The organism is Acinetobacter sp. AOR01_HL (assembly GCF_027855455.1).
Taxonomy (GTDB): Bacteria; Pseudomonadota; Gammaproteobacteria; order Pseudomonadales; family Moraxellaceae; genus Acinetobacter; species Acinetobacter baumannii.
The window spans coordinates 18,256-43,297 of record NZ_JAKTIM010000019.1 but is presented as its reverse complement, the minus strand read 5'-3'; the positions used below and the strand labels follow the sequence as shown (position 1 = coordinate 43,297).

The following is a 25,042-nucleotide window of genomic DNA, read 5'->3' as shown; positions in this document are numbered from 1 at the left end:
TCTTTTATAACTGATTTGCCCAATTCTGGCATGCTTTATTTCTTTAAATACAGGCAAAATCTGTTATTTATAAACTCGCTCATTTTGTAGTAGGCCTAAAAAAAAAGCACCTCCGAAGAGATGCCTTTTGATATTTAGTGAGAAGGCATGCCGCTGACCTGTTTGGGTTTTGGACACAGCCAAATCACCAGCCCTGCAAAGACAAACACAATCGCAAATAGCAGAAACACATGGTTTGCTGACATGGTAATGGCTTCTTTATCGACTAGATTTGAAATAATTCCGAGCGTTGAGTCAGCCGTAAAACCGTTTTGCAAAAGTGTGTTTTGTACTTCAGTGGTATGTAGGTTTGACACCATTTCACTACGGGCAACTTTGGCGTGGTCATCCCATACTGTGACTGCAATTGAAGCGCCAATCGCCCCTGCCATGGTTCTTAAGAAGTTCATGAGGCCCGCAGCAGATGCAATTTCTTGCTGCAACACCGAACCAAGTGCAATGTTAGACAGTGGAATAAAGAAGAACGGTACTGCAAAACCTTGCAGGATTTGTGGCCAAGCCAGTGCCATAAAGTCGGCATCTGTGGTCCAGAATGCCCGCATTAAAGTCACAATACCCAGCAAAATTAGACCAAAGCTCGCCAGTGCACGCGGGTCATGTTTGGTCGAAAGTTTTGCCACAATTGGTGACATGGTCAAACTACCAAAGCCCATGGTTGCGGTTAAATATCCGGCCCACGTCGCGGTATAAGAAAGGTTCATTTGCAGCCACTGCGGAATCAGTACAATACTGCCAAAGAATGCACCAAAGCCGAGCGACAAGGCCAGTACCGAAATGGCAAAGCCCCTATGCCTAAAGACTTTGACATCTACCACGGGGTGTTTGTCGGTCAGCTCCCATATCAGGAACACCACAAAACCAATGGCGGCAGTTAAAGCTAAAACCACAATGCTTGTGCTATTAAACCAATCGCGTTCATGCCCCAAGTCGAGCATAAGCTGTAACGCACCAATCCACAGAATTAACAGACCTAAACCAACAGTGTCGATTCTTAAAGAAATGGTTTCTGTTTCGGCTACTCTTAACAAGCGCATTGCTGCTAATACACAGACAATACCAACCGGTAAGTTAATAAAGAAAATCCAGTGCCAAGACAGGTTATCACTAATCAGACCACCCAAAATTGGTCCTAAAATTGGCCCGACGACTGTGGTCATTGCCCATAGGCCCATTGCCTGCGCATGCTTTTCTTGAGGGAAAATACGCATAAGCAAGGTTTGGCTGAGTGGCATAAGTGGACCACCACAAAGGCCCTGCCCAATACGGAAAAACACCAACATTTCTAACGATGTTGCCAAACCGCACAGGAAAGAAAAGACCGTAAAGCCAATTAAACCAAAGATAAAGACCCGCACCGTTCCAAAGCGGCCTGCCAACCAACCCGTTAAAGGTACACAAATCGCTTCTGCAACTGCATATGAAGTAACGACCCATGTCCCTTGTGTGCTTGAAACAGCAAGGTTACCGGTAATATGCGGTACAGAGACGTTGGCAATGGTCGTATCAAGTACGACCATAAAGTTCGACAAGGCAATAACAAACGCTGCCAGTAGTAAACGGCCACCGCTTAACTCGGCAAAAGGTGTTTGCGTTTTCATAAGCGTTTACTTCGCAGATAAGTCGACTTTTGCTTCCATCGACAAGCCAACACGTAATGGGTGTTCAGCAAGTTCTTTCGGGTCAAGTGCAATACGAACCGGTAAGCGTTGAACCACTTTAATCCAGTTACCTGTTGCGTTTTGAGCCGGAATTAAGGCAAAGGCAGAGCCTGTACCACCAGAGAAGCCCACCACTTTGCCGTGGTATTCAACATCATCACCATATAAATCTGAGGTTAAGGTGACTGGCTGACCTGGGCGGACTTTTTTCAACTGACTTTCTTTGAAGTTAGCATCTACATATAAATCGTTAAGCGGCACAATCATCATCATGCTTGTACCCGGTGCAACGCGTTGACCAACTTGAATATTACGGCGTGTAATCACACCATCAACTGGTGCACGAATCACGGTACGTTCCAAGTCAAGCTGAGCTTGTTCTACATGCGCTTGTGCAACTTGTACATCCGGAGTCGAGGTTTCGCTTACACCCTGAATTAACGCTTCGTTTGCAGCTAAGGTGCTTTCGGCTGCCTTACGACTAGAAGTCGCTTGTGCAAGGCCAGCTTTAGCAAGCTCTAGTCCGGCTTTAGCAGTTTCAACCGCACTTTGTGCTTTGGTGAGTTCTTCTTTAGACACAGCGCCAGAGGCAGCAAGCTGTGCACGACGGTTCAGTTCTAAAGCAGCTTTGTCATAGTCGGCCTGTGCTTGAGCAACCTGTGCTTTAGCACTGTTAATTTCGTCAGCACGAACCACCACTTGAGAGTTTAAAGAACTACTGTTTGCCGCAGTTTGTTTATATTGGCGTTTTGCTTTGGCAAGCTCTGCCTCGGCTTGTGCCAACGCGATTTTGGCATCACGGTCATCAATACGAACCAGCACATCACCGCGGTGTACTGTTTGAGTATCTTTTACCAAAACCTGAGCGACCTGTCCGCTAACCATTGAGGTAATTTGCGCGGTTTCTGCACCGACATAAGCATTATCCGTACTCACCGAGTGATTTAAAAATAATGCCCAGATTGCATATAAAATAGCGGCGATCAATAAAATCAGCGCAAAGAAACCAAGAAATTTTTTGCGCTTGTTTTGCATGTTGTCATCCGAGGCAGATGTTGTTGGCACTGTTTCTTGTACATTGCTTTGTGCATCAGTCATGGTATGTTCCTAAAGATGAGTTGGCTTTGCCATCAATCTCGCACTACACCTTGTTATAGAGTTTTTATTTTTCTATAAACAAGACATACCGCATTGTCAAAGGAGACAATTTTAACGCTAAAACCTCATAATATGAGAATAAAATTTTATAACTCATGCGTTCGTTCTAATTAAATTAATGTTTATCTCAAAGTTTTTATGAAAATTTTAGCTTTTCAAACACTAAAAAAGCGCACTTGGCGCTTTTAAATGATTTAATTCATTGCTTAATAGGCATATGAAGCAATGCCGGCAGCAATCGCTTTATCTTCATCATTGACCATGGTCATGCGCATGGTACAGCCCTTACGACCTAAACGTAGTACTTCGGCACGTGCAATAAAATATTTACCACGCCCCGGTGCTAAATAATCTACACGCATATCGACAGTTGCCAAACGTGACACTTGCTTAATGGTTTCAGTTAAAGTTTCGGGAGTTGAACGGCGATATAGGTGTTCCATTGCCACAATTCCACCAATACTATCGAGCAAAGTTGCAGCAACACCGCCATGCAAAATCTGAAATGCCAAATTGCCAATTAAATTGGGTTGCATCTCGATATAGCCTTCAATGTGCCCGTCCACCACACGCATAATCATTCCACTATGCTTAAAAAAAGGAGAGCTATTAAATGCCTTACATAATTGGTTGAGAACCACGGTTAAGTCAGTTTTTGCACCTAAATGGATGTTCCCAGTCCAATTTTTCTTTTCTTCACTCATACATTGCCTAAATTTAAAAGCATGATAAACACCCATAATTTTGTACAAATCCAGCATTATGGGGCTACAATACAGCAGTCGGTTGACAGTAATGGAATATCCGCCAACCTATCCTAGTGTAATACCGAACATCGAGATTGTTATGACTTATACGTTCAATCGTCCTGCATTTCCAGCCACTCGCATGCGCCGTATCCGTAAAAATGACCAGTTGCGTGCGATGGTCAGCGAAACACAGCTCACTACCAATCACTTGATTTATCCAGTATTTGTATTACCAGGACAAAATCAAACCCAAGATATTCCAAGTATGCCAAACATTCAGCGTTTGTCGGCAGATTTGTTACTGAAAAAAGCTGAAAGACTTCTGGAATTGGGCGTATCAAAACTGGCTCTTTTTCCAGTTACCCCGCAAGAAGATAAAAGCCTCACCGCAGAAGCTGCATGGCGTGAAGATGGTTTAGTTCAAACCACTTGTCGTTTGCTTAAAAAAGAATTACCAGAAATGGTGTTAATTACTGATGGTGCCCTCGACCCATACACCACGCATGGTCAAGACGGCATTATTGATGAAACTGGCTATGTGCTAAACGATGAGACTGTAGAATGCTTAATTAAACAAGCCTTAAGTCACGCAGAAGCAGGTGCCGAAGTGATTGCACCAAGTGACATGATGGATGGCCGTATTGGCGCGATTCGTCAAGCTTTAGAAGCTAATGGTCACATCTACACCAACATCATGGCCTACTCTGCGAAATATGCGTCTAGCTTCTATGGTCCGTTCCGTGATGCTGTTGGCTCTGCATCCAACCTCAAAGGTGGTAATAAATATAACTACCAGATGGACTTTGCCAACCGTGCCGAAGCGTTACATGAAATCGCGCTTGATATTCAAGAAGGCGCCGACATGGTGATTGTAAAACCGGGCATGCCATATCTGGATGTGGTACGTGAAGTGAAAGATACCTTTGGTATTCCGACATTCATTTACCAAGTGAGTGGCGAATACGCAATGTTGGCGGGTGCAATTCAAAATGGCTGGTTATCAGACTCAGTGATTTTAGAATCGCTCATGTGCTGCCGCCGCGCTGGTGCAGACGGAATCTGGACTTACTTTGCAGAAACCGCTGCTGAAAAACTCAAGGAAATGAACTAAGTTCGCAGAGAAAGGATAACACTGCATGCATATTGCAATCATTGGCGCGGGCATAAGTGGATTAATGTCTGCGCTGGAGTTGGTTGAACAAGGCTGTACCATCAGCATTTTTGATCAACAACAAGCGGGACAAGCAGCCTCTTGGGCTGGCGGAGGCATTCTTTCTCCGATGTACCCGTGGCGCTATGTGCATGCAGTGAACCAACTTGCCCAATTTGGTAAAGCCTCTTATCAAGCATGGAACCAAAAGCTCTACCCTATTACAGGGATTGATTTTGAAATTCATGACACAGGCATGCTGATTTTTGATGAAGAAGATTTTGACATTGGGCTTTCCTACGCTGAGCAACATCAAGAACCGATGCAACGCTGCGAATATTTACAGCGAGATGCGCTAGAACAAGTCAACCCGCATATTTCCGATCAGTTTCAAGAAGCCATTTATTTTCCTGAACTGTCTAATATTCGCAATCCACGCGTATTACAGTCCCTGATTCGCTATTTAAAGCAACATCCAAATGTTGAGTTTTTCGAACACACTCCTGTTAAAAAACTGATTCAACAAGGCGATGTGATACAAGCGCTCCAAACCGAAGATGGTCGCAAACATACAGCAGACCATTTTGTAATAACTTCGGGCGCTTGGAGCCATTACTGGAACTCACAATTACAACTCGAAATTCCAGTCGAACCTGTGCAAGGTCAGATGCTGTTATTTAAAACCCCTGCTCACTGGCTACCGACCATGTGTATGAATCGAGTTATGTACCTGATTCCACGTATGGACGGTCATATCGTGTGCGGGTCTAGTATGGCACATCGTGGTTTTGACACCTCTACCGATGAAACGACTCAGCACAATATTTTAGAAGCGTGTTTAGAAATGGTGCCTGAACTGGCCGATTTCCCGATTGTACATCGATGGGCAGGTCTCAGACCAAGTTCACCAAATGGCGTTCCGTACATTGGCAAAATGCCTGAAATGGATAACCTGTGGGCAAACTTTGGGCACTTTAGAAATGGTTTGTGTATGGGCGCAGGTTCTGCACAATTGCTTCGTCAGCTTATGCTAGGTCAACCAACATTAGTTGATGCCAAAGCATATTCCCCAGAGCGTTTGCAAAATAAAATCTTAGCCTGAGGCGAGTATATTTTTTAAAGCCATTATTAATTGAGGATAAGCAAACTCAAATCCTTCTGCTTGTAAGGCTGCGGGTTTGACGTATTGCCCATTTAAGATCAATTGCGACTGCTCTCCTAACAAACAGCGAAAAACTGTACTAGGCGCCGACAACAGTGGTTTTTTATTCAAAACCTTGGCAGCTTGTTCAACAAATACCTTTTGGGTCACATTTTCTGGCGCCACCACATTATGAATTTGAGCTGATTGAGGATGCTGAAATATAAACTCAATTGCGTTTAATACGTCTTCAATATGTACCCAAACCACAGGTTGACGGCCATGACCGATTTGACCGACTAAATTGAGTCGAATAGGAAGCAACATTTTAGGCAAAATGCCGCCACCCTGCCCAAACACCACACCTAAACGAATAATTTTAGTATTTTGCTGAGGATCTGCTAACGCTGCGCGTTCCCACTCTTGGCAAAGCTGAGACATGAAAATGGGCTGTGGCGAGCTTTGTTCTGTGCACACTTCTGTCCACTTTTCTTGATTATCTATACCGTAATAACCAATTGCAGAACCAGAGACAATCACTTCAGGAAAAATTTGAGATTGCTTGAGCCATGCATACAGTTTTTGGGTCGTATTTACACGGCTTTCAATGAGTTGTTTTTTACGTGACTCAGTCCAGCGTTTATCACCAATATTTGCACCGGCCAAATTCACCACATAATCAATTTGACGAGTCGAAATATCTTCGAACTTTTGTACCCACTGCAAGGCAGGATGGTCAGATTTCTTTCCAGCCTGCCGTGTCACAGCAATCACGTTATAATTTTTTTGTAGCAGGAACCCAATTAAATGCGTTCCAATAAAGCCACTGGCACCTGTGATTAATACATTCTTATTCATATTTCCTCCAAAACCGAGGACAGCAGTTTTTAATTAATATAGTTATAAAATTTAATAACGAACTAATCGTATCAGTTTTTTGTGATGAGTTATGACGCATTAAACATTTTGTTTGCCATACGCTGTGCCTGTTTTCCATAAAACCAGTAGGTAATTAAATAAAGCGGAATAGCTAACATTAAAAGCATAATCACCATAATGCTTAAGAACTGAGGCTGTTTGAGGTAAAGCATAAAGTTTTGCAAAATCTCAGGGTCTTTTCTTGAAAATAAAAACAGACCAAATAAAACACCACACAAGTTATAGCCCCAAAATATGAGGGTAAAACCTAAAGTAAATTTCTTTTTTTCTGGTACTGTCGGTGCACGGCGTTCTTTCTTTAAAAATCTAAATAAGACAAAAATCATTGCGCCTAAATATGGAACGGCTGTTAAAATAGCGCCTACACTCGCTGGTAATAGTGCTGCAATCACACCGACAATTAAAGTGAGCAAGATGCATAAAGCAAAAAACCAGAGAAAGTAAGAACGTAATTTGGTCATATTTTTGCCTAATTTATGGGTTCAAAAAATAATTATAAATTTTTTTCGATTTTTTTTCATTTTTCTGTCAACCAATCCTGATCTCTTGACGTTATATAGGGTAACAAGGTCGCAGCAACCGAATACTTCCTTTGCACGGCATCCGCAAAATTGTTTCGGTGACCTTTCATTACGACTCTTTCTTCCTTCGGATTAGGTTTTGTTAGCAGCCGAAACCCTTGATGAAGTTTTTGACCGACGATTCTCTCATCACTCGAATCGTCGGTTTTTATTTTCTAGTACTTTCATTTATTTTACGCTCACCATACACAATAATGCTTTCGTGGCTATAAAGGCTATGCGTATACTTTTTACACCATAAAAATATGATTTAAATAATATGAACAATATTGCCTATTTTGAAATCCAGTCTTCAAACCCTGCCCGCGATGCGCAGTTTTATCAAGCTGTGTTTGGTTGGCAATTTAAACTCGATGAAAGCTTACCTATTGAATATTACCGCATAGAAACACCTTCAATTATGGGTGGACTATTAAAACGCCCTGCTCAAACACCGCCAATGGAATATGGCACCAATGCATTTACTTGTTCGGTTCAGGTGGAAAACTTCGATGAAGTGGCTGCAAAAATTTTAGCGCAAGGTGGCATTGTGGCAATGGATAAATTCGCTATTCCGGGCCGCGCTTGGCATGGTTACTTTGTCGATTTAGACCACAACGTTTTTGGTATTTTTCAAGTCGATGAAAATGCAGCTTAAAGATTTTATTTAGCCTATTTATTTTAATTTATAGCCACCGCTTTTATCGGTGACTATTTCATATGAATTATTCAGCAAAGCTAAAGCTGGCTTCACATGTAATTGGAAAATTTACCGAATTGGCAATCATACATTCATGATGTGCTTCTTCATGCAGTTTTGCTGCAAGCTCTTGGTCAGCACCTTTTTCTAAAACAACCTCGGGCCTTAAAATAATTTGGGTAAAATGACCACGTTTGACCGGATCTGTATCTTCCATAAATCCCAGTGCATGATCGACATAACTCACAACGTGAATATGATTGACTGCACATAGGTGTAAATACCAAAGCTTATGACAAGCTGAAGCTGATGCAACCAATAAATCTTCGGGGTTCCATCTGGTCACATCGCCCAAATAGGCAGGGTCTGATGAACCTTGAATAGTCGTCTTTTGAGGATGTTGAATACTAAAATCACGTTTATAAGAACGATAAGATGAAGTGCCTGTACCCGTATTGCCTTCCCACTGTATTTTTACTTCGTATTCGTGAATGGTCATTTTTTTCTCAAAGTTCATGGTTTGCCTTGATAGTAACAAAGCAGCGTTTAAAGTGAACAATTTAATTCAAGTTTTACTATAGGCTTAAATAACGAGCACTTTAAAATGTCTTGATAAAATCTCCTGCCAATTTATGCTAACGTATCTGTGTTTATTTTGGCTTGATGTCTGTTTCTATGTCCGTACATTTTCTACATACTTCTGACTGGCATTTGGGGCAGTTTTTTTATAATCATTCACGTCACTACGAACACCAACAATTTTTAAGCTGGTTACTCATTCAAATTCAAGAAAAACAACCACATGCCCTGCTTATTGCTGGCGATATTTTTGATGTCATTAACCCGGGTTCACAAGCACAAAAACAACTCTACCAATTTTTAGCAGATGCACATCGCATTGCACCGCACATGCAAACACTCATGATTGCGGGTAATCATGACTCAGGCTATCGTATTGAACAGGTTGAACCGCTTTTAGAAAAATACAATGCAAAAACCGTAGGTGTAGTTCGCTGGAATGAAGATAAAACCCTAGATCTCGATCGACTACTTTTACCTATTTATAATCAAAATCAAGATATTGTGGCGTGGTGCCTTGCCCTGCCTTTTTTACGTTCGGCCGAAATTACCGGCTTTAACGAACATACCACCAATAGCAAAAATGCGATTGCCTATTTGCACCAGCAACTCATTGCCGAAGCCAAACGTCGCAAGACACCAGACCAAGCGCTTATTTTGATGTCGCATGCACATATGCAAGGTGGAGAAACATCCGACTCTGAACGCCCAATTATTATTGGTAATGAAGAGGCACTTTCGACGACTTTATTTGAAGATGCTGTCGACTATGTCGCTTTAGGACATCTACATAAACCACAAAAAGTAGGTCAGCCACACATTCGTTATAGCGGTTCACCCATTCCACTTTCTTTTAGTGAAATTAACTATAAGCACCAAGTGGTTGAAGTCAAAATTGACCCAGCTCAAGACACAGACAGCCGTTTGCAATTTGAAGCTGTCGAAATTCCGCGTTGCATACAATTGCACCGCATTCGTGGTGAGCTAAACGAAGTGCTGCAACAACTCAAAGCCTTGCCTCACGGTGTGATTGAAAATATTGACCACCGTGAATATGTCGATATTGAATATTATAGTTTAACGCCGCCACAGCCAAATTTACGTCAGCAGTTTGAAGCAGCTCTGCCACCTGACCGCTATCGTTTAGTGCGTATTTCACGTCAATATGTAAATAAAGACACGACTAATTCAAATACTACCCAGCACATTGCTCTTGAGCCACCAACACCAGAAAAACTCTTTCAAAATATTTGGGAAAAACAAGGTTACAGCGCCGATGATGCGGTCTTAAAAGATTTTCTGAGTCTGGTACAAGAAGCACAAAAACATCTTGAAAATGATGCAAGCCATTAAGGATATGCCATGAAAATTTTATCCATTCGAATAAAAAATCTGGCATCGCTTGCTGATGAACATTTTATTGACTTTGAAAGCGCACCTCTGGCCCATGCAGGTCTCATTGCAATTGTGGGGAAAACTGGCGCAGGTAAGTCGACTATTCTAGATGCGATGTGTCTGGCCTTATTTAATCGGGTTCCTCGCCTTAAAGACAGCGATGGTAAGTTAAAAGATGTTGATGGCTCTGAGTTGCTGACCAACTCTCCTTTAACTGTTTTACGTCGTGGTACAGGACATGGTTTTGCTGAGCTTTGTTTTATTGCGCAAGATCAAAAGCGCTATTTGGCTCGTTGGGAAATTAAACGTGCACGTGAAAACCCAAATGGTAAATTGCAAAGTGTACAGCGCCACTTAAAATGTTTAACCGATGGTGTGGTACTTGCCGACAAAGCCAAAGCAGTTGATGAAAAAGTTAAGCAAATTACCCAGCTTTCTTTTGAACAGTTTACTCGTGCGGTGCTACTTGCCCAGTCCGAAGTCACTGCATTTTTAAAAGCTCGAGACAGCGAACGCGGTGAATTACTTGAGTACCTAACTAACTCCAGCATTTTCGCCAAAATCGGTGAACTGGCTTTTCGTAAAACAGCCGATATTGCAAAGCAGCGTAAACAACTGGAAGAGTTTTTAGGTCACATTGAAATTTTGTCTGATGAAGAGATTGCTGCATTTACCGAGCAATACCAGCAAGCCCAACAAAACTATCAACAATTAGAACAACAAAAACATGTCTTAGACAAACAGCAACAATGGTTTGAACGTAAAGCAAAACTTGAGCAAGAAGTTCAAACGAAACAGCAACAGTTTCAAACCCAGCAAAATCACCATCAACAACTGGCTAGTGAACGTGAGCAATTAAAACGTCTTGAAGTTTTCTCTGAAATACGCCCACAAGTTTTTCAGCAAGCTCAAAATTTACAAACACTGCAACAACTTGAGCCGCAAATTCAGCAAGCTCAAACCAAGTTTAATGAGTTGGTGCAAATTTTTGAAACGGGACAAAAACAATATCAACTTGCAGAACAACAGCTCAAACAAACACTCGATTTTGAGCAACAGCATCAACATGCTTTAAATCAAGTTCGACAGTCCATTCAAGAACGCGCTTTTATTGCCGATGAATATAAAAAGTGCAAAGAAAAAAGACAGGTACTTGAGCAAAACCTAAGCCCACTACAACAGCAGCAAAACGCTGTACAACAGCAGGTTGCACAGCTTGAGCAAAACAAAATTCATTTACAACAGCAGCTGCTCCAGACTCAGCAATATGCTGTATTAGATAAGGGTCTTTCAGCGCATCTTCATCAACTTGGGCAATTTATTCAAAATTACCAAGCAATTGAAGAACAGCTCGGTAACCCTACCCTTGCTCGCCAAAAGCTATCGGAAGCTAAAAGTGAACTCGAACAACTCACAGCTTCACTAGGCACCGTTGAACAGATTGAGTTAAAGCTTGAACAGCAACGTAAAGACAAAGAACAAAAGCTTGCTCAAGTCACGCAGTTAGATCTGATTCAGCAAAAAATAAAAATTTATCATGAGCTATATGCTGAGCTTCAGCAATTCTCTGAAAAACAAACTCAAGTATCAGCCCAAGAGCAGCAACTTAAAACTGTTTGCCAGTTAGCTGAACAAGACTACCAAAAAGCAAAAGCTGAACGTGAAAAGTTACAGCACATCCTGCAACAGCAACGTTTACTACACACCGAAAATATTGAACAGTTACGTGCCAATCTTAAAGAAGGTGAAGCGTGTTTAGTCTGTGGAAGTACCCACCACCCTTACCGTATTGATGACAGTGCAGTCTCTAAAGCGTTGTTCGATTTGCAGCAACAGCAAGAGCAACAAGCTATTGCACTCGAGCAAACTAAGTTTAATGCATGGCAAACCCAGCAACATGCGCTTACCCAGTGTCATGCTGAGCTTGAGCAAGTTCAGAAATATCTAGCTCAACTGCAAGTAAAACAGACACACTTACAGCAAGAACTTGAGCAAGCGTTTAACCTCAATCAATTACACATTGAGCTTAATCAAGCTCCTGAACAAATCTTACAAACACTTAATGAGCTGAGACAAGCTGCGCAAACTGCCATAAGTTCATTTGACTCAGAAAACTTACGTTTAACCCAAGCCATTAAACAACACAATCAACTTGTTCAAACCATTCAGCGTAATGAAAGTTTGCTTAATACAGCACAGCAATGGCAACAACAAGTTCAACATATTGTCGAGTGTTTATCGGAAACCGAACAGCACGCATGGCAGCAAGCAAGTAGCCAAACAGCTAAGCAGACTTGGGCTATTCTGGATGCACGTGCTAAGCAACTTGAACAACAAGAACAGCTTTCACGGCGTTTTGAACAACAGCAACAAGAACTTAAAATGTTAGCTGCCAACCTTGAGCAAATGACCAAGCAAATTGATGAGATCGATCAAAATCTCCAAGAGATTACGCTTAAAGGCCAACAAAATAATGAAAAAGCGGTATCGCTCATTCAGCAAATGACGGGCCGTTCGGATATTAAGCCGCATGAATGGTTAATTGAGCATGACGCTAAACGTCAGCACCAACAAACGGCGTATCATGAGGCTAAACAACGTTTCGAACAAACCAGACAACACTTTGAGCAGCAAAAACAGGCGCTCGATCAACTTAAACATCAGTATCAACACACAGAACAACATCAACAGCAGCTTGATGGGCAAATTCAAAACTGGTTAAAAGCCCATACTGATTTTCAAGCATCTGATCTTACCGTACTCATACAGATTAATTCAGTTCAAGAGCAAGATATTCGTAACCGTCTTAATCATGCTGAGCGTTTATTAAGTGAAGCCTCTTCTGCCCTTAAAACGATGCAAGAGCAATTAAGCGAGCACTTACAAACTCAGCCAAATATTGAATACGAAAAGCTCGTTACCCTCATTCAAGACAATATTGCAAAGCTCAAAGCACAACTTGAAGTGCGTGACGGGCTAAAGCTGAAGCTTGAATTACATCAGCAAAACCTTGCAAAACAGCAAAAATACGCCGAGCAAATTCAAAATATTCAACAAGAAGAACATCGCTGGAGCAAAATTTCAGGCTTGATTGGTGATGCCAAAGGTAAAGAGTTCCGTGACTATGCTCAGCAATATCACCTAGATATTTTAGTTGAACATGCCAACCAACAACTGGCGATGCTTTCTCAGCGTTATACGCTAAAACGTCTTGATCAGTCATTAAGTCTTGCCATTATTGACCACGACATGGATGGAGAAACCCGCTCAGTTGCCTCTTTATCTGGGGGTGAGTCATTCTTAACTGCCCTTGCCTTGTCTTTAGCGATTGCCAATATGGCATCGGGTTCAATGAAAATTGAATCACTGTTTATTGATGAAGGTTTTGGTACATTAGATGCCTCATCTTTGCATATGGTCATGAATGCTTTGGACCAATTGCAAAATCAGGGACGTCAAGTCATTCTCATCTCACATATTCAAGAAATGCATGAACGCATTCCTGTACAAATTCAAGTGAAACCACTTGGCGCTGGTGCAAGTACCATTGAAATAGTGGGTTAAAAACTAAAAAGCCCCGACATCCTGTCGGGGCTTTTTTAGATTCTGCGTTGGTATGACTCCTGTCGTACCTGTCTGCATCCATTCATGACTTTTTATTGTTATTCTTAGAAACATCCTGTTTCCTAATGAGTTCATAGTACAAAAAAAGCATGGTCTGCCATAGCCGCAAAAGGCCGCAATTTCTGTAAGAAATCGCTTACATCAGCCTTTTTGCGAATAGTCTCTAGCCCCAAATAAAGCTGTGCCTACACGTACCATTGTTGAACCAGCGGCAATTGCGGCTTCTAAATCACTCGACATTCCCATACTCAATGTATCCCAGTCTTCTGGGTGAGCATGTTGGTCTTTTACCGCGTCAAATAATTTTTTGGCATCTGCAAAAGCAGCTGTATTGTCAGGAGCCGGAATCACCATTAAACCACGTAACTTGATTTTCGGTAGTTGACTCATTTGAGCAACCAACTCGGCAACGTCTTCCGGTGCACAACCATCCTTACTCTCTTGCCCATCAATATTGACTTGCAAACAAATATTAAGTGCAGCTTGGTCATCACCACGTTGGTTAGATAGGCGTTCTGCAATAATTAAACGATCTACCCCATGAACCCAATCAAACTTCTCTGCCAAATGCTTAGTTTTATTCCGCTGAACATGACCAATGAAATGCCATTCAATATCCAAATCCTGTAAAGCATCAATTTTATCTAAAGCTTCTTGCAAATAATTTTCGCCGAATGCCCTTTGCCCTGCTGCATACATTTCACGCAATCTTTCACTCGGATGAGTTTTCGATACGGCTAAAAGTTGCACAGTTTCAGGCGCACGCTGAGCAAGTTCACAAGCTGTTCTGATTTGCTGTAATACGTGCTGTCGCGCATCTTGCAGGTAATTCATTGACAAGGTTCTCATTTTCAAAAAACTTTTTTGCTTTTCACCTAAAGCGAGGTGTTGGTAAGCCTCGGTGAAAGCCGTATATTATTCTACAAAATAATGACATATTTTGATTTACTTGGGGAAATTATGGATATTACAGAGCTACTCGCCTTCTCTGTGAAAAATGGCGCGTCCGATTTACATCTTTCTGCTGGCATGCCACCAATGATTCGTGTTGACGGTGAAGTTCGTCGTATTAACTTACCAGCTCTAGAACATAAAGATGTCCACCGTTTGGTCTACGACATCATGAATGATAAACAGCGCCGTGACTATGAAGAAAAACTCGAAACTGACTTTTCTTTTGAAGTACCTAATGTTGCTCGTTTTCGTGTTAACGCATTTAACCAAAACCGTGGTGCTGGTGCAGTATTTCGTACCATTCCGTCTAAAGTCCTCACCATGGAAGATCTAGGTCTAGGACAAATCTTTAAAGATATTTGCGACTATCCTCGCGGCATTGTACTGGTGACGGGGCCAACAGGTTCGGGTAAATCAACTACGCTTGCAGCGATGCTCGATTATATTAACGAAAACCGCTATGACCATATTTTAACGGTCGAAGACCCAATCGAATTTGTACACCAGTCTAAGAAATGTCTCATTAACCAGCGTGAAGTGCATCGTGACACACACGGCTTTAATGAAGCACTTCGCTCAGCACTGCGTGAAGACCCAGATATTATTTTAGTCGGTGAGATGCGTGACCTTGAAACTATTCGCTTGGCATTAACCGCTGCCGAAACAGGTCACTTGGTGTTTGGTACACTCCACACCACGTCGGCAGCAAAAACCATTGACCGTGTGATTGACGTATTCCCTGCCGAAGAAAAAGACATGGTTCGTGCCATGCTGTCAGAATCTTTACAAGCGGTTATTTCACAAACCCTGCTTAAAAAGAATGGTGGTGGCCGTGTCGCGGCACATGAAATTATGATTGGTATTCCGGCTATTCGTAACTTAATTCGTGAAAACAAAGTCGCGCAAATGTACTCAGCCATTCAAACTGGTGCCAATCATGGCATGACCACACTCGACCAAAGCTTAAAAGGCTTAGTCGCTCGCGGTGTGATTAGTCCACAAACGGCTCGTACTGCTGCTAAACAGCCTGAATCATTTTTATAAAAATAATTAGAGAATAAATATGGATTTTAATGACCTGCTCAACCTCATGGTTGAAAAAAAATCATCCGACCTCTTTATTACAGATGGCGTTGCACCATCAATGAAGATTAACGGACAAATTGTTCCCATTTCAAAAAATAGCCTTTCAGGCGAAATTATTGGGCAACTATTACACTCCATCATGAGTGAAAAACAACGCAAAGAATTTGCAGAGACTCGTGAATGTAACTTTGCGATTATGAACCGTGATAAAAGTGCGCGTTTTCGTGTCAGTGCTTTTCAGCAACGCGACATGCCAGGCATGGTACTACGTCGAATTGAAACCAAAATTCCTTCAATTGATGACTTGCAGTTACCACCTGTGCTTAAAGATTTATCTATGACCAAACGCGGCATTATTATTTTCGTAGGCGCGACAGGTACAGGTAAATCCACTTCATTGGCTTCAATGATCAGCCATCGTAACCATAACTCTAAGGGCCATATCATTACCATTGAAGACCCGATTGAGTTTATTCACGAACATGCAGGTTGCATCATTACTCAGCGTGAGGTCGGGATCGATACCGACTCATTTGAAATTGCCTTGAAAAATACATTACGACAAGCGCCGGATGTCATCTTAATTGGTGAGATTCGTTCTCGTGAAGTCATGGACTACGCGATTGGCTTTGCTGAAACAGGCCATCTTGTATTAGCTACCATGCACGCCAACAACGCCAACCAAGCACTCGACCGTATTATTCACTTTTTTGAAAGTGACCGTCATAGCCAGCTTTATATGGACTTGTCACTTAACTTAAAGGCTATGATTGCGCAGCAGCTCATTCCAACACCAGATGGTAATTCACGCCGTGCAGCAATTGAGATTTTAATTAACTCACCATTAATTTCAGACTACATCCGTAAAGGTGAAATTCATGAAATTAAAGATTTGATGAAACGCTCACGTGAACTTGGTATGCAGACCTTTGACCAAGCTTTATTTGATTTATATAAAGCTGGTCAAATTACCTACAAAGATGCACTTAAACATGCTGACTCACCGAACGATTTACGTTTAACCATTAAACTTGCAGATGAAGGTCCTGATCAATTATCAGACGGAAAACAGCATTTAACTTTTGACCGCCAGTAATTTCTTCATAAAAAAAAGGAAGGTTAAACGTAACCTTCCTTTTTTATTTGTTTTCTTTATGTGAAAACGATTATTTCTTGCGCAATGCTTCCTGACATTCAGGTTCATTACAGTAACCATAGAGATTTAATGAGTGACCCGTTAAGGTAAACCCATGTTGTTCTGCTACAGAATGCTGTTCTTTCTCGATAACATCATTAGTAAATTCAATGACTTTGTTACAGTTTTGGCATACTAAGTGATCGTGATGATCTTCTTGCATGATTTCGAAAACAGAATGGTTATTTTCAAAATGATGACGTTGAATAATACCCGCAGCTTCAAATTGTGTTAACACACGGTAAACTGTCGCAAGTCCGACATCTTCCCCTTGCTCTAACAAAGTCTTGTAAATATCTTCGGCGCTAAGATGATGTTGTTTTGAATTTTCTAATAATTCCAAAATCTTAATTCGTGGAAGGGTAACTTTAAGTCCAGCTTTGCGCAAATCTTGATTGGAAATAGGCATGAAAAAAGGTCTCTCAACAAATCTCAAGTTGGAATAGGCAATAGAATTTAGATGAAGTATGATCTATCCTTTGATCAAATGCATCATAATTTATTGGGATAGTGTAGCAAAATGCAAAAACTCGTGCTGACGTTATTCGTCACTTCACTCCTAGCTGGTTGTTCAATCTTTGGTGTATATAAGGTTGATATTCCTCAAGGGACTCCATTGACTAAAGCTCAAGCCTCTCAAGTACAGGTCGGCATGAATTTCCAGCAAGTGCGCTTTTTGCTTGGTAGCCCAACAGTGACTGATCCCCTCAATCCACAACGTTGGGACTATATCTACAACTATATCCCGGGAACATATGCTAAAAAAGCGAAAATCCCCGCAGCACATGGTCAGCATTTAAAAATTTACTTTGATGGAACTGGAACCGTAACTAAAATTGAAGGTTTAGAGACTATTCCAGAATCGCAACCAGGTTTACCTGCTTCCAAAGAAGCAATTTTAACTGCCCCACCACTATAATCGTTTTTTCTAATAAAAAGAAACCCCTCTAGTGAAATACTTGAGGGGTTTTGCTTATTGAGCTGATTGCTTAAAGCGATTGCCTTTAATGTATCTGCCTACAGGGTTTTTCGCAGCACGTTTCCGGCGAATATCTTTTGGATTAATCGTTAATGGTCGATAAACCTCAACTCGATCACCCGCGTGTAATACCGCATCAGTTTCTACTTTTACTCCAAAAATGCCGAGCTGAAGTGGTTCAGGCAAATCAACTTGATTTGATAAACCACTTGCTTGAACTGCCTGTGCAGCAGTCATTCCCTCTTCAAATGGAACAGAAATTAAAAACTGTTGTTCCGGTACCGCAAAAGCGACCCAAACTTGTTGTGTACGTTCCATTAGATACTTTGTCCAATTACAGCAATCATTGCCACAATAATTGAAAGCGGCAATACGATACGTACAGCAATACGCCATAAGTTATAAAAAAGCTCATTGCTGAAATTCATCGATTTACGCAAGTGGCTAATTTTCATAATCCAACCTGCAAAAACTGCATAGATTAGGCAAATAAGTAAGCCCCACAGCATAAGAATAAGCGTGAATAAATTATGAACTTCCGGCACCGCCCAAACTGCAATTGCTACAACAATAATCACCCATTGTAAAACAGGCATAAGCTGTCGCTGAGCAAGTTGTTCTCTAGCCAACTGCACAAATAACGCGGATGTCATTACTCCGGTAAATATCCACGTTAAAACGGGTAATTGAGCCTGAAGCGAGAAAAAGCCAAAAGCAACTACAGCAATGAGCTGAGCTAACCAAATTGGAAGAACAGTTTTCGTTGCGCCTTCTTGCGCCTGAACAGCACCTACACTATTTTGCCAGTAAAGCCCTAAACCTAACCCGCTCGCGACAAGTGCAAGTACAGTTGCATTACCCCACTCCTTAAACTCAACACTGGTCCAATGCCAAGGTTGTAAAGTCGAGCCCATCATATTTGCCAACACAATAGAAGCGATTACTCCTAAGGTCATTAATAGAATAAGTATTTGGCGTGGAATAAAAGATAATACCAAGGCAGCAACTGCAAGGCCTGCAAAAATAATTTGACCGGAAATGCTTGGGGCAAACTGTGCAACTAATATATTGCTCGCAGTACTTAGAACGTTACCCGCTAAGAAAGGAATAAAAACAACAGCAAGCCAGCCAACCACACGCCATTTAGGGGAACTATCAGCTTCACGAGTTAAACTCGATAACGCATTTAAAGCGGTTGTTTTTGATCGTTTTGCTAAAGCAATTTCCAAATAACAAACTGGTAATGCCAATAACAACATAGTGCCAAACCACAATAACCAGAAATCGATTTGACGATCTATCTGGATTCCCATGGTGGGTGCCAAAGTGGCCATGATGACAAAAGATAAGCAAAACGCCATAAGAGGCGATAACCATCGTGACATAGGTATGTCCTGCATTATGCATTCCTTGAAAAAGTCTATAGATATTTTGCCCGTCTCATGCATGAAAATCAAAGTTTGCACAATAAAAAAAGCAAACCACCGAAACGATAGTTTGCCGCGCTAACTGTATATTAGAGTTTTTTTAGTTAAGGTTATGAGAAAAAACGGGCGAACCAGTTCTTTCCTTTCTTCTTTTCTTTTTCTCTAATAATCCCCATCATATTTTCTTTTACTGCCCCCACATAATCGGCATCATCATGTTGAATATGGTTAATTAACCATTTAGCCAAGATCTCTTGTAATTCTGCTTCAATCGTATGGCCCATTTCAAAACGTTCACGATATAACTCTATTTTTTTAATAAACAAGTCATGTACACGTTTATGAGGCACTCTATATTTATAATCCGCTTCCTCTTGTAAACTTTCTTCAAAGGTAAAATGTGATTGCGTATAATCAATAATATTGTCTAAAACATCTTTAATACGACGTCTATCCTCATCATCTTTTACATCATCAATCTCATTAATATAATCCAGTATTCATTTATGCTGCTCATCAATAACGTCAATACCAGTATTATATTCTGAAGCCCATTTCATTTTCATACATCACCCCCAATGATGTTCAATGACTGTTGCATAAACTGCATCTTATCTTTAAAGGGTATAAATAAAAACAAAGCTATTTTGTCGGCTTTAAATAAATAAAAATGAATAAATAAATAAGTTTTTGATTTTTAAAAAATTAATTAATATTAACCAACTAAAAAGATAAAGTATTTTTTAAACAAAATACTTTATTATTAAATAAACAAAAATATATATTTCTTAAGAAATTACATTTCTTTCAATAAAAAATTAATATTGGTCAGCACGAGTAATACGCTTAAGTTCAGGATTTTTCTCTTCACGTATTAATCTTTCAACTTGAGTAATCGCTTTCTTTATAGGTTTACCATGTTGAAATAAAATCATTTCACCAGGTTGATAAGCAATCCATGTTTCATTATGAGTTAAAGGCTCAGTGGTAATTACTGCAACTCGATCTTCAGGAGTGGTTACCTGACTAAAATCAACCTCAACATCTAAATCAATTAAATGTGCATTATTGAATGGATATTCTCGAACTAACCAATGTAATTTAGTAATCGCATAACTAAATAAAGCTTGCCCATTCGATAAACAGAAATTAAATGTCCCATATTCTGCAATTTGAGGGGAAATCTTTTCTAATACTTCAAATATCTGCTCAAGCGTTGGTTCTTCATAACCAAATACTTCTACCAGTTGATCTAATAAATAACAAAATGCTCTTTCGCTATCGGTATTCCCTACCGGCGTAAAACGTCCGCTCAAGGGTGGATTAAAATCATGTAAATCGCCATTATGGGCAAAAGTCCAGTGACGTCCCCATAACTCCCGAATAAAAGGATGTGAGTTCTCAAGCGTAATTTTGCCTTGAGTCGCCTTACGAATATGTGCGATTACATTACGTGATTTAATGGGATAATTACGAATAAGATCAGCAATTGGTGATTCAACTGCAGACTGGTTATCTACAAATAAACGGCATGCCTTATCTTCAAAAAAGGCAATACCAAAACCATCACTATGGTCAGAGGTAATTCCTGCGCGCTGTGAAAAACCACGGAAAGAAAAAGTGATATCCGTTGGTGTTGCACAATTCATTCCTAATAGCTGGCACATATTGTTTTTAAACTTTCACTTCATTACCCCATACGCACTATTGTGCATGAGAGTAAATTGGCTTGTAAATCCCAATATGCGCTCGCTATTACAAAATATAAGATAACTTTATCGCTGAGCCATTTTATTCATTACAAACGAAGTGGCAATTTTATTCACTTCTAAAAATACAAAGTAATCGAGACAGTTAAATTCAGCATCAAAGAAGGCATCTTTAGATAATTTAGACTGCATACTCAAATACATTTGGAATAGTTTCGGCATCCGCTCGTCTTGAGGGAAACTAAACTCCGGATATTCAGGTTCATAGATTTTTTTAGAACGAATATCGATGGTTTTAGTGTCCGGTAATTGCTGAATTTGACGGTGTGTATAGTACGCTCTAGCCAAATTATCTTGCAGATGAATACTGACACATCCCATCAAATATTTAGCGCGCATTGACCACAATACTTTTGGTGCAAGATTCAGCCATAACGTTGAAAGTGCCTTACCATTACGAAAACGTGGATGTACACAAGTACGCCCTATCTCTAATACATTTGGCAAATGTGACAAGTGTGGGACAATATCAAACTCATTAGCACTGTAACTTTGCCCTATTTCATGGCCTTGGAAGAGCTTAAGTCGTGTATAAGCAACAATCTCTCCTGTCCATTTTTCTCTTAATACAGCATGCTCACAGCCAAAATCGTAAATATCTTGATCTAAATTATCTTCAAACTGAATGCCGAATTGTTTACTAAATTGTTGTGCACGAAACCGTTGTACATCTTGTAATTCTTTTAAATTATCAACCCATTCAAAGCGGAATTGTGTTTGATTGTTAGCCTTATGGCGATTTAAAGGTAAAGTCCAGGTTTGGCGATATTGATTAAATTTTTCCAGCATAATGAACGCTCCTAGTGACACCCACTACACTAGTCAAAGCTCATGACAAAAAAATGACCAAAATTAAATGGCATAAAAAAAGACCACTTAGCGTGATCTTTTAATAAAAAATAATAAGGTTTAGTGAGTTGTTTGTGTACGGTTAGAAATAAGCGTACCAACCCCGTGATCTGTAAAGATTTCAAGTAATGTTGCGTGCGGTACACGACCGTCAACAATATGTGCGCTCACAACACCACCTTTTACAGCGTCAAGGGCACAGCCTACTTTAGGAATCATTCCACCGTAAATTACGCCTGTTTCGATTAAACGGTCAACTTCTTGTGTCGTTAAACCGGTTAAAAGGTTTTTGTTTTCATCTAATACGCCACTAATATTAGTCAGCAGAATTAATTTTTCTGCGCCTAATGCTTCTGCGACCTTCCCAGCCACCAAGTCAGCATTAATATTGTAAGTATTACCTTTTTCATCAACACCTAATGGAGCAATAACAGGAATAAAGTCGCTTTGAGTAAACATCTCTAATACGTCAGTTTTAACCCCAGTCACCTCACCAACCATACCTAAATCGATATGTTTGATAGAACCGTCCTCTTCTTGTTTTTCCATTAATAATTTACGGGCACGTAATAAGTTACCATCTTGACCAGTCAAGCCAATTGCACGGCCGCCGTGTTTATTAATCAAATTAACAATAGATTTATTTACGCTACCGCCTAGGACCATTTCAACCACTTCCATCGTAGCTTCATCGGTCACACGCATACCATCAATACGGTCAGACTCACGTCCTAATTGCTTTAAGAAAGAGTCAACTTGTGGGCCACCGCCATGCACAACAATCGGGTTTAAACCCACAGTTTTAAGTAAAACGATATCGCGGGCAAATGAACTTTCCAATTCAGGATCAGTCATCGCATTACCACCGTATTTCACCACCAGCGTCTTACCAGAAAAACGTTGAATATATGGCAAAGCTTCAATCAAGATTTTTGCTTTGTCGACGCCGAGATGCTGATCTTGTGGCATTGCGCCTCTCCTTATTAGGCCTCAGAAAGTTCTTGTGCAATTTGCGGATAACGCTCTTGCAACATATCAATAAATTTTTGCTGGATTTCCTTTAAACGTAAAGGATTATCAGCGTCAAATCTTACGGTAAAATACTCACCTGTATTTGATGCTCGAATAATGCCAAAACCATCATCAAAATCAAGACGTACGCCATCAATTTTACTAATTCGAGCACCCAAACGATGGCTTAAAATTTCAATATCTTGTAGTACATGTTTAGGGTCGGACTGATGGGTGCCAATATAAGTATCTTCGGTACAGCATCTTTCAGGATAATTAGAAAATAAATCAGAAATTGTTGTCGCACTCGACTCGGTGAAATATTCCATTACACGTAATGCAGCGTACAAACCATCGTCATACCCAAAACCACGCCCATCATTAAATACATAATGACCCGCGTATTCGCCCCCAAAAATGGCGTTACCATTTGATTGAGATAAATACGCGCGGAGGAAGCTACTTCCCGTGCGAATCATTTTGGGTTTACCACCAAGTCGTTCTACGGTTCTTTGAACCATGAGTGAGCATTTCACATCAAATACAATTTCTTTGTCTGGTTGCTGCTCCAGACACATTTGTGCAAATAGTGACAATAAACGGTCAGCGGTAAGTATATTGGCTTTTTCATCAAGCAATACGACACGGTCGCCATCGCCATCAAGGGCAATACCAATATCTGCCCCCTGTTCAATAATCGTTTTACGTAGTTCTTTTAAATGCGCAGCATGTGAAGGGTCTGGTGCATGATCAGGGAACTCACCATTTGGAGTTGTACGTAAAGCAATGACTTCACAACCCATTTTTTCAAGTACGAGTTTTGAGCAGTGCCCTGCCGATCCATGCAGGCCATCTAATACAACTTTTAAAGGACGCTTAAGTTGAATATCGTTAAAGATTGCTTGTTGGTATTTTTTACAAAATTCTGAATTAAATTGAGGAGTTGATAATTCTAATAATGAAATTGTATGAGTAGGTACATATGTTTGCGCAAATTCACCTACTTGCTGGATCATTTCAGGAGATGGAGGTTCACCTCTTAAAATCCATTTAATACCATTATCTGATTTAGGGTTATGGCTAGCTGTTACCATTATGCCATTACCACCAAACTCCCGTGCAATGTAGTACATCATCGGGGTTGAGCAACAACCAATATTTGTAACATTTAAACCCTGCTCTACTAATATCTCTTCGATTAAATGCGCATAAGCCGGACTCGTTAGGCGCGCATCATAACCAATAATCAGTTGAGTTTGTTCTGCTTGTTTATATTGTTGTGCCAATCCATAGGCAATTGAACGGACGACGTCCGTAGTTAAATAAGAAAGTTTGCCTCTAATATCGTAAGCACGGAAAATATTTTTTGGAAATGAGTGTCTTACATTCATAGCGTATCTTCTATTTAAAGATCAATTTGATCTATCGCAAAAACATAGAGTATTCAAAATCTGAAAAATGGGTATTTGCTAAAAAAAGTTAAAAGAATATGAGTAAAGCGTTTTGTAATATAATTCATTGTAACATTCAAGGTGTAAAAAGAAACACTTGTAAAACAAGCGTTTCTTTTCATTATTTTTTATAAATTAATTATTGTTTACCAGTGTGACCAAAGCCGCCTGCGCCACGTAAAGTTTCTTCAAACTCCTCTACTTGCTCAAATTCAGCCTGAACTACTGGAACTAAAACATACTGTGCTAAACGCTCACCCGGTTCTAAACGGAAGGTGGTTTGACCACGGTTCCACACTGAAACCATCAACTCACCTTGATAGTCCGAATCAATCAAACCAACTAAGTTGCCAAGCACGATACCGTGTTTATGGCCTAAACCTGAACGCGGTAGAATTAAACCAGCAAAATTCACATCATGAATATAAATTGCCATACCTGTTTTAACCAAAACAGTTTGGCCTGGTTCAATCTCAATTGCTTCATCTAAACAGGCACGTAAATCTAAACCTGCTGACCCTGCTGTTGCATATGAAGGTAAAGGCCACTCTTTACCTAAACGCGGATCGAGCAATTTAACTTGAACTTTCATGGGATTTCCTAAAAAT

The 25,042-nt window shown here is 40.5% G+C and carries 24 protein-coding genes; 8 read left to right on the top strand and 16 right to left on the bottom strand.

Translation table 11 applies throughout. From position 1 onward, the window contains the following. Positions 1-134: 134 nt before the first annotated feature. From MKL62_RS06590 to MKL62_RS06580, 3 genes are all read right to left on the bottom strand, one after another. Entirely contained in the window at positions 135-1,658 is a 1,524-nt protein-coding gene (locus tag MKL62_RS06590) for a DHA2 family efflux MFS transporter permease subunit (protein WP_000857095.1), read from the bottom strand. Positions 1,659-1,664: 6 nt separating this feature from the next. Further along, on the bottom strand, positions 1,665-2,816 hold the full coding sequence (locus MKL62_RS06585) for an EmrA/EmrK family multidrug efflux transporter periplasmic adaptor subunit (RefSeq protein WP_000128703.1): 1,152 nt from the start codon (positions 2,814-2,816) through the stop codon (positions 1,665-1,667). 266 nt (positions 2,817-3,082) lie between these two features. After that, positions 3,083-3,580, bottom strand: a complete 498-nt coding sequence (locus tag MKL62_RS06580; protein WP_002121786.1) for a thioesterase family protein — start codon at positions 3,578-3,580, stop codon at positions 3,083-3,085. A 142-nt stretch (positions 3,581-3,722) separates the two neighbouring features. Here MKL62_RS06580 and hemB point away from each other — a divergent pair, with 142 nt between their 5' ends. Both hemB and MKL62_RS06570 read left to right on the top strand, forming a co-directional pair. Beyond that, the gene (gene hemB, locus MKL62_RS06575; protein ID WP_000222569.1) at positions 3,723-4,736 is read left to right on the top strand and encodes a porphobilinogen synthase; all 1,014 of its coding nucleotides are present in this window, start codon (positions 3,723-3,725) and stop codon (positions 4,734-4,736) included. 25 nt (positions 4,737-4,761) lie between these two features. Further along, positions 4,762-5,877 (top strand): NAD(P)/FAD-dependent oxidoreductase, encoded by a 1,116-nt coding sequence (locus MKL62_RS06570; protein ID WP_005129422.1) that lies wholly within the window; start codon positions 4,762-4,764, stop codon positions 5,875-5,877. On the opposite strand, the gene MKL62_RS06565 is transcribed toward MKL62_RS06570, so the two are convergent. Both MKL62_RS06565 and MKL62_RS06560 read right to left on the bottom strand, forming a co-directional pair. Next, positions 5,869-6,774: a TIGR01777 family oxidoreductase gene (locus MKL62_RS06565; protein WP_005129425.1), complete on the bottom strand. Its 906-nt coding sequence runs from the start codon at positions 6,772-6,774 to the stop codon at positions 5,869-5,871. The genes MKL62_RS06570 and MKL62_RS06565 overlap by 9 nt on opposite strands. 89 nt (positions 6,775-6,863) lie before the next feature. Further along, positions 6,864-7,316, bottom strand: a complete 453-nt coding sequence (locus MKL62_RS06560) for an ABZJ_00895 family protein (RefSeq protein WP_005129426.1) — start codon at positions 7,314-7,316, stop codon at positions 6,864-6,866. Between the two features lie 379 nt (positions 7,317-7,695). Here MKL62_RS06560 and MKL62_RS06555 point away from each other — a divergent pair, with 379 nt between their 5' ends. Beyond that, positions 7,696-8,073 (top strand): VOC family protein, encoded by a 378-nt coding sequence (locus MKL62_RS06555; protein ID WP_001059437.1) that lies wholly within the window; start codon positions 7,696-7,698, stop codon positions 8,071-8,073. A 67-nt stretch (positions 8,074-8,140) separates the two neighbouring features. Here the strand turns inward: MKL62_RS06555 and MKL62_RS06550 are convergent, their stop codons facing one another. Next, the gene (locus tag MKL62_RS06550; RefSeq protein WP_025470085.1) at positions 8,141-8,614 is read right to left on the bottom strand and encodes an OsmC family protein; all 474 of its coding nucleotides are present in this window, start codon (positions 8,612-8,614) and stop codon (positions 8,141-8,143) included. Positions 8,615-8,778: 164 nt separating this feature from the next. On the opposite strand from MKL62_RS06550, the gene MKL62_RS06545 reads away from it, so the two are divergent. Further along, positions 8,779-10,047 carry an exonuclease SbcCD subunit D gene (locus MKL62_RS06545; protein WP_005129432.1) on the top strand — a complete coding sequence of 423 codons (1,269 nt, stop codon included), beginning with the start codon at positions 8,779-8,781 and terminating at the stop codon, positions 10,045-10,047. Positions 10,048-10,056: 9 nt separating this feature from the next. After that, a complete protein-coding gene (locus MKL62_RS06540; RefSeq protein WP_005129435.1) occupies positions 10,057-13,653 on the top strand; it encodes an AAA family ATPase in 3,597 nt (1,198 codons plus the stop codon). A 201-nt stretch (positions 13,654-13,854) separates the two neighbouring features. Here the strand turns inward: MKL62_RS06540 and MKL62_RS06535 are convergent, their stop codons facing one another. Further along, positions 13,855-14,547, bottom strand: coding sequence for a YggS family pyridoxal phosphate-dependent enzyme (locus MKL62_RS06535; RefSeq protein ID WP_005129437.1), 693 nt, complete (start codon positions 14,545-14,547; stop codon positions 13,855-13,857). A gap of 126 nt (positions 14,548-14,673) precedes the next feature. Between MKL62_RS06535 and MKL62_RS06530 the strand changes: the two genes are divergently transcribed. Together MKL62_RS06530 and MKL62_RS06525 are read left to right on the top strand one after the other, a co-directional pair. Then, positions 14,674-15,711, top strand: a complete 1,038-nt coding sequence (locus MKL62_RS06530) for a type IV pilus twitching motility protein PilT (RefSeq protein ID WP_000355489.1) — start codon at positions 14,674-14,676, stop codon at positions 15,709-15,711. Between the two features lie 19 nt (positions 15,712-15,730). Continuing rightward, entirely contained in the window at positions 15,731-16,849 is a 1,119-nt protein-coding gene (locus MKL62_RS06525; RefSeq protein WP_005129441.1) for a PilT/PilU family type 4a pilus ATPase, read from the top strand. A gap of 70 nt (positions 16,850-16,919) precedes the next feature. Here the strand turns inward: MKL62_RS06525 and fur are convergent, their stop codons facing one another. Beyond that, a complete protein-coding gene (gene fur / locus MKL62_RS06520; RefSeq protein ID WP_001122847.1) occupies positions 16,920-17,357 on the bottom strand; it encodes a ferric iron uptake transcriptional regulator in 438 nt (145 codons plus the stop codon). Between the two features lie 111 nt (positions 17,358-17,468). Between fur and MKL62_RS06515 the strand changes: the two genes are divergently transcribed. Next, entirely contained in the window at positions 17,469-17,867 is a 399-nt protein-coding gene (locus MKL62_RS06515) for an outer membrane protein assembly factor BamE (protein ID WP_001170994.1), read from the top strand. Between the two features lie 54 nt (positions 17,868-17,921). On the opposite strand, the gene MKL62_RS06510 is transcribed toward MKL62_RS06515, so the two are convergent. The 8 genes from MKL62_RS06510 to dut form a co-directional block, all read right to left on the bottom strand. After that, complete coding sequence (locus MKL62_RS06510; protein ID WP_000442585.1) at positions 17,922-18,245, bottom strand: RnfH family protein; 324 nt, start codon at positions 18,243-18,245, stop codon at positions 17,922-17,924. After that, complete coding sequence (locus MKL62_RS06505; RefSeq protein WP_000092403.1) at positions 18,245-19,312, bottom strand: SLC5/6 family protein; 1,068 nt, start codon at positions 19,310-19,312, stop codon at positions 18,245-18,247. The genes MKL62_RS06510 and MKL62_RS06505 overlap by 1 nt, the downstream gene beginning before the upstream one ends. A 152-nt stretch (positions 19,313-19,464) precedes the next feature. Next, positions 19,465-19,854 (bottom strand): bacteriohemerythrin, encoded by a 390-nt coding sequence (locus tag MKL62_RS06500; RefSeq protein ID WP_079269084.1) that lies wholly within the window; start codon positions 19,852-19,854, stop codon positions 19,465-19,467. A 318-nt stretch (positions 19,855-20,172) separates the two neighbouring features. Next, on the bottom strand, positions 20,173-21,021 hold the full coding sequence (locus MKL62_RS06495; RefSeq protein WP_270899754.1) for a class II glutamine amidotransferase: 849 nt from the start codon (positions 21,019-21,021) through the stop codon (positions 20,173-20,175). Between the two features lie 108 nt (positions 21,022-21,129). Next, complete coding sequence (locus MKL62_RS06490; protein ID WP_000890283.1) at positions 21,130-21,912, bottom strand: GNAT family N-acetyltransferase; 783 nt, start codon at positions 21,910-21,912, stop codon at positions 21,130-21,132. 120 nt (positions 21,913-22,032) lie between these two features. After that, positions 22,033-22,941, bottom strand: a complete 909-nt coding sequence (gene argB, locus MKL62_RS06485) for an acetylglutamate kinase (RefSeq protein WP_001135419.1) — start codon at positions 22,939-22,941, stop codon at positions 22,033-22,035. Between the two features lie 14 nt (positions 22,942-22,955). Next, complete coding sequence (locus MKL62_RS06480) at positions 22,956-24,374, bottom strand: phosphomannomutase/phosphoglucomutase (RefSeq protein ID WP_001102848.1); 1,419 nt, start codon at positions 24,372-24,374, stop codon at positions 22,956-22,958. 199 nt (positions 24,375-24,573) lie between these two features. Continuing rightward, the gene (gene dut, locus MKL62_RS06475) at positions 24,574-25,026 is read right to left on the bottom strand and encodes a dUTP diphosphatase (protein ID WP_000868152.1); all 453 of its coding nucleotides are present in this window, start codon (positions 25,024-25,026) and stop codon (positions 24,574-24,576) included. Positions 25,027-25,042: the final 16 nt, after the last annotated feature.

What these genes read in the sequence shown, in the direction of transcription:
- MKL62_RS06590 (WP_000857095.1), bottom strand. Translation starts at nt 1,658, where the DNA reads ATGAAAACGCAAACACCTTTTGCCGAGTTAAGCGGTGGCCGTTTACTA.
- MKL62_RS06585 (WP_000128703.1), bottom strand. Translation starts at nt 2,816, where the DNA reads ATGACTGATGCACAAAGCAATGTACAAGAAACAGTGCCAACAACATCT.
- MKL62_RS06580 (WP_002121786.1), bottom strand. Translation starts at nt 3,580, where the DNA reads ATGAGTGAAGAAAAGAAAAATTGGACTGGGAACATCCATTTAGGTGCA.
- hemB (WP_000222569.1), top strand. Translation starts at nt 3,723, where the DNA reads ATGACTTATACGTTCAATCGTCCTGCATTTCCAGCCACTCGCATGCGC.
- MKL62_RS06570 (WP_005129422.1), top strand. Translation starts at nt 4,762, where the DNA reads ATGCATATTGCAATCATTGGCGCGGGCATAAGTGGATTAATGTCTGCG.
- MKL62_RS06565 (WP_005129425.1), bottom strand. Translation starts at nt 6,774, where the DNA reads ATGAATAAGAATGTATTAATCACAGGTGCCAGTGGCTTTATTGGAACG.
- MKL62_RS06560 (WP_005129426.1), bottom strand. Translation starts at nt 7,316, where the DNA reads ATGACCAAATTACGTTCTTACTTTCTCTGGTTTTTTGCTTTATGCATC.
- MKL62_RS06555 (WP_001059437.1), top strand. Translation starts at nt 7,696, where the DNA reads ATGAACAATATTGCCTATTTTGAAATCCAGTCTTCAAACCCTGCCCGC.
- MKL62_RS06550 (WP_025470085.1), bottom strand. Translation starts at nt 8,614, where the DNA reads ATGACCATTCACGAATACGAAGTAAAAATACAGTGGGAAGGCAATACG.
- MKL62_RS06545 (WP_005129432.1), top strand. Translation starts at nt 8,779, where the DNA reads ATGTCTGTTTCTATGTCCGTACATTTTCTACATACTTCTGACTGGCAT.
- MKL62_RS06540 (WP_005129435.1), top strand. Translation starts at nt 10,057, where the DNA reads ATGAAAATTTTATCCATTCGAATAAAAAATCTGGCATCGCTTGCTGAT.
- MKL62_RS06535 (WP_005129437.1), bottom strand. Translation starts at nt 14,547, where the DNA reads ATGAATTACCTGCAAGATGCGCGACAGCACGTATTACAGCAAATCAGA.
- MKL62_RS06530 (WP_000355489.1), top strand. Translation starts at nt 14,674, where the DNA reads ATGGATATTACAGAGCTACTCGCCTTCTCTGTGAAAAATGGCGCGTCC.
- MKL62_RS06525 (WP_005129441.1), top strand. Translation starts at nt 15,731, where the DNA reads ATGGATTTTAATGACCTGCTCAACCTCATGGTTGAAAAAAAATCATCC.
- fur (WP_001122847.1), bottom strand. Translation starts at nt 17,357, where the DNA reads ATGCCTATTTCCAATCAAGATTTGCGCAAAGCTGGACTTAAAGTTACC.
- MKL62_RS06515 (WP_001170994.1), top strand. Translation starts at nt 17,469, where the DNA reads ATGCAAAAACTCGTGCTGACGTTATTCGTCACTTCACTCCTAGCTGGT.
- MKL62_RS06510 (WP_000442585.1), bottom strand. Translation starts at nt 18,245, where the DNA reads ATGGAACGTACACAACAAGTTTGGGTCGCTTTTGCGGTACCGGAACAA.
- MKL62_RS06505 (WP_000092403.1), bottom strand. Translation starts at nt 19,312, where the DNA reads ATGTCACGATGGTTATCGCCTCTTATGGCGTTTTGCTTATCTTTTGTC.
- MKL62_RS06495 (WP_270899754.1), bottom strand. Translation starts at nt 21,021, where the DNA reads ATGTGCCAGCTATTAGGAATGAATTGTGCAACACCAACGGATATCACT.
- MKL62_RS06490 (WP_000890283.1), bottom strand. Translation starts at nt 21,912, where the DNA reads ATGCTGGAAAAATTTAATCAATATCGCCAAACCTGGACTTTACCTTTA.
- argB (WP_001135419.1), bottom strand. Translation starts at nt 22,941, where the DNA reads ATGCCACAAGATCAGCATCTCGGCGTCGACAAAGCAAAAATCTTGATT.
- MKL62_RS06480 (WP_001102848.1), bottom strand. Translation starts at nt 24,374, where the DNA reads ATGAATGTAAGACACTCATTTCCAAAAAATATTTTCCGTGCTTACGAT.
- dut (WP_000868152.1), bottom strand. Translation starts at nt 25,026, where the DNA reads ATGAAAGTTCAAGTTAAATTGCTCGATCCGCGTTTAGGTAAAGAGTGG.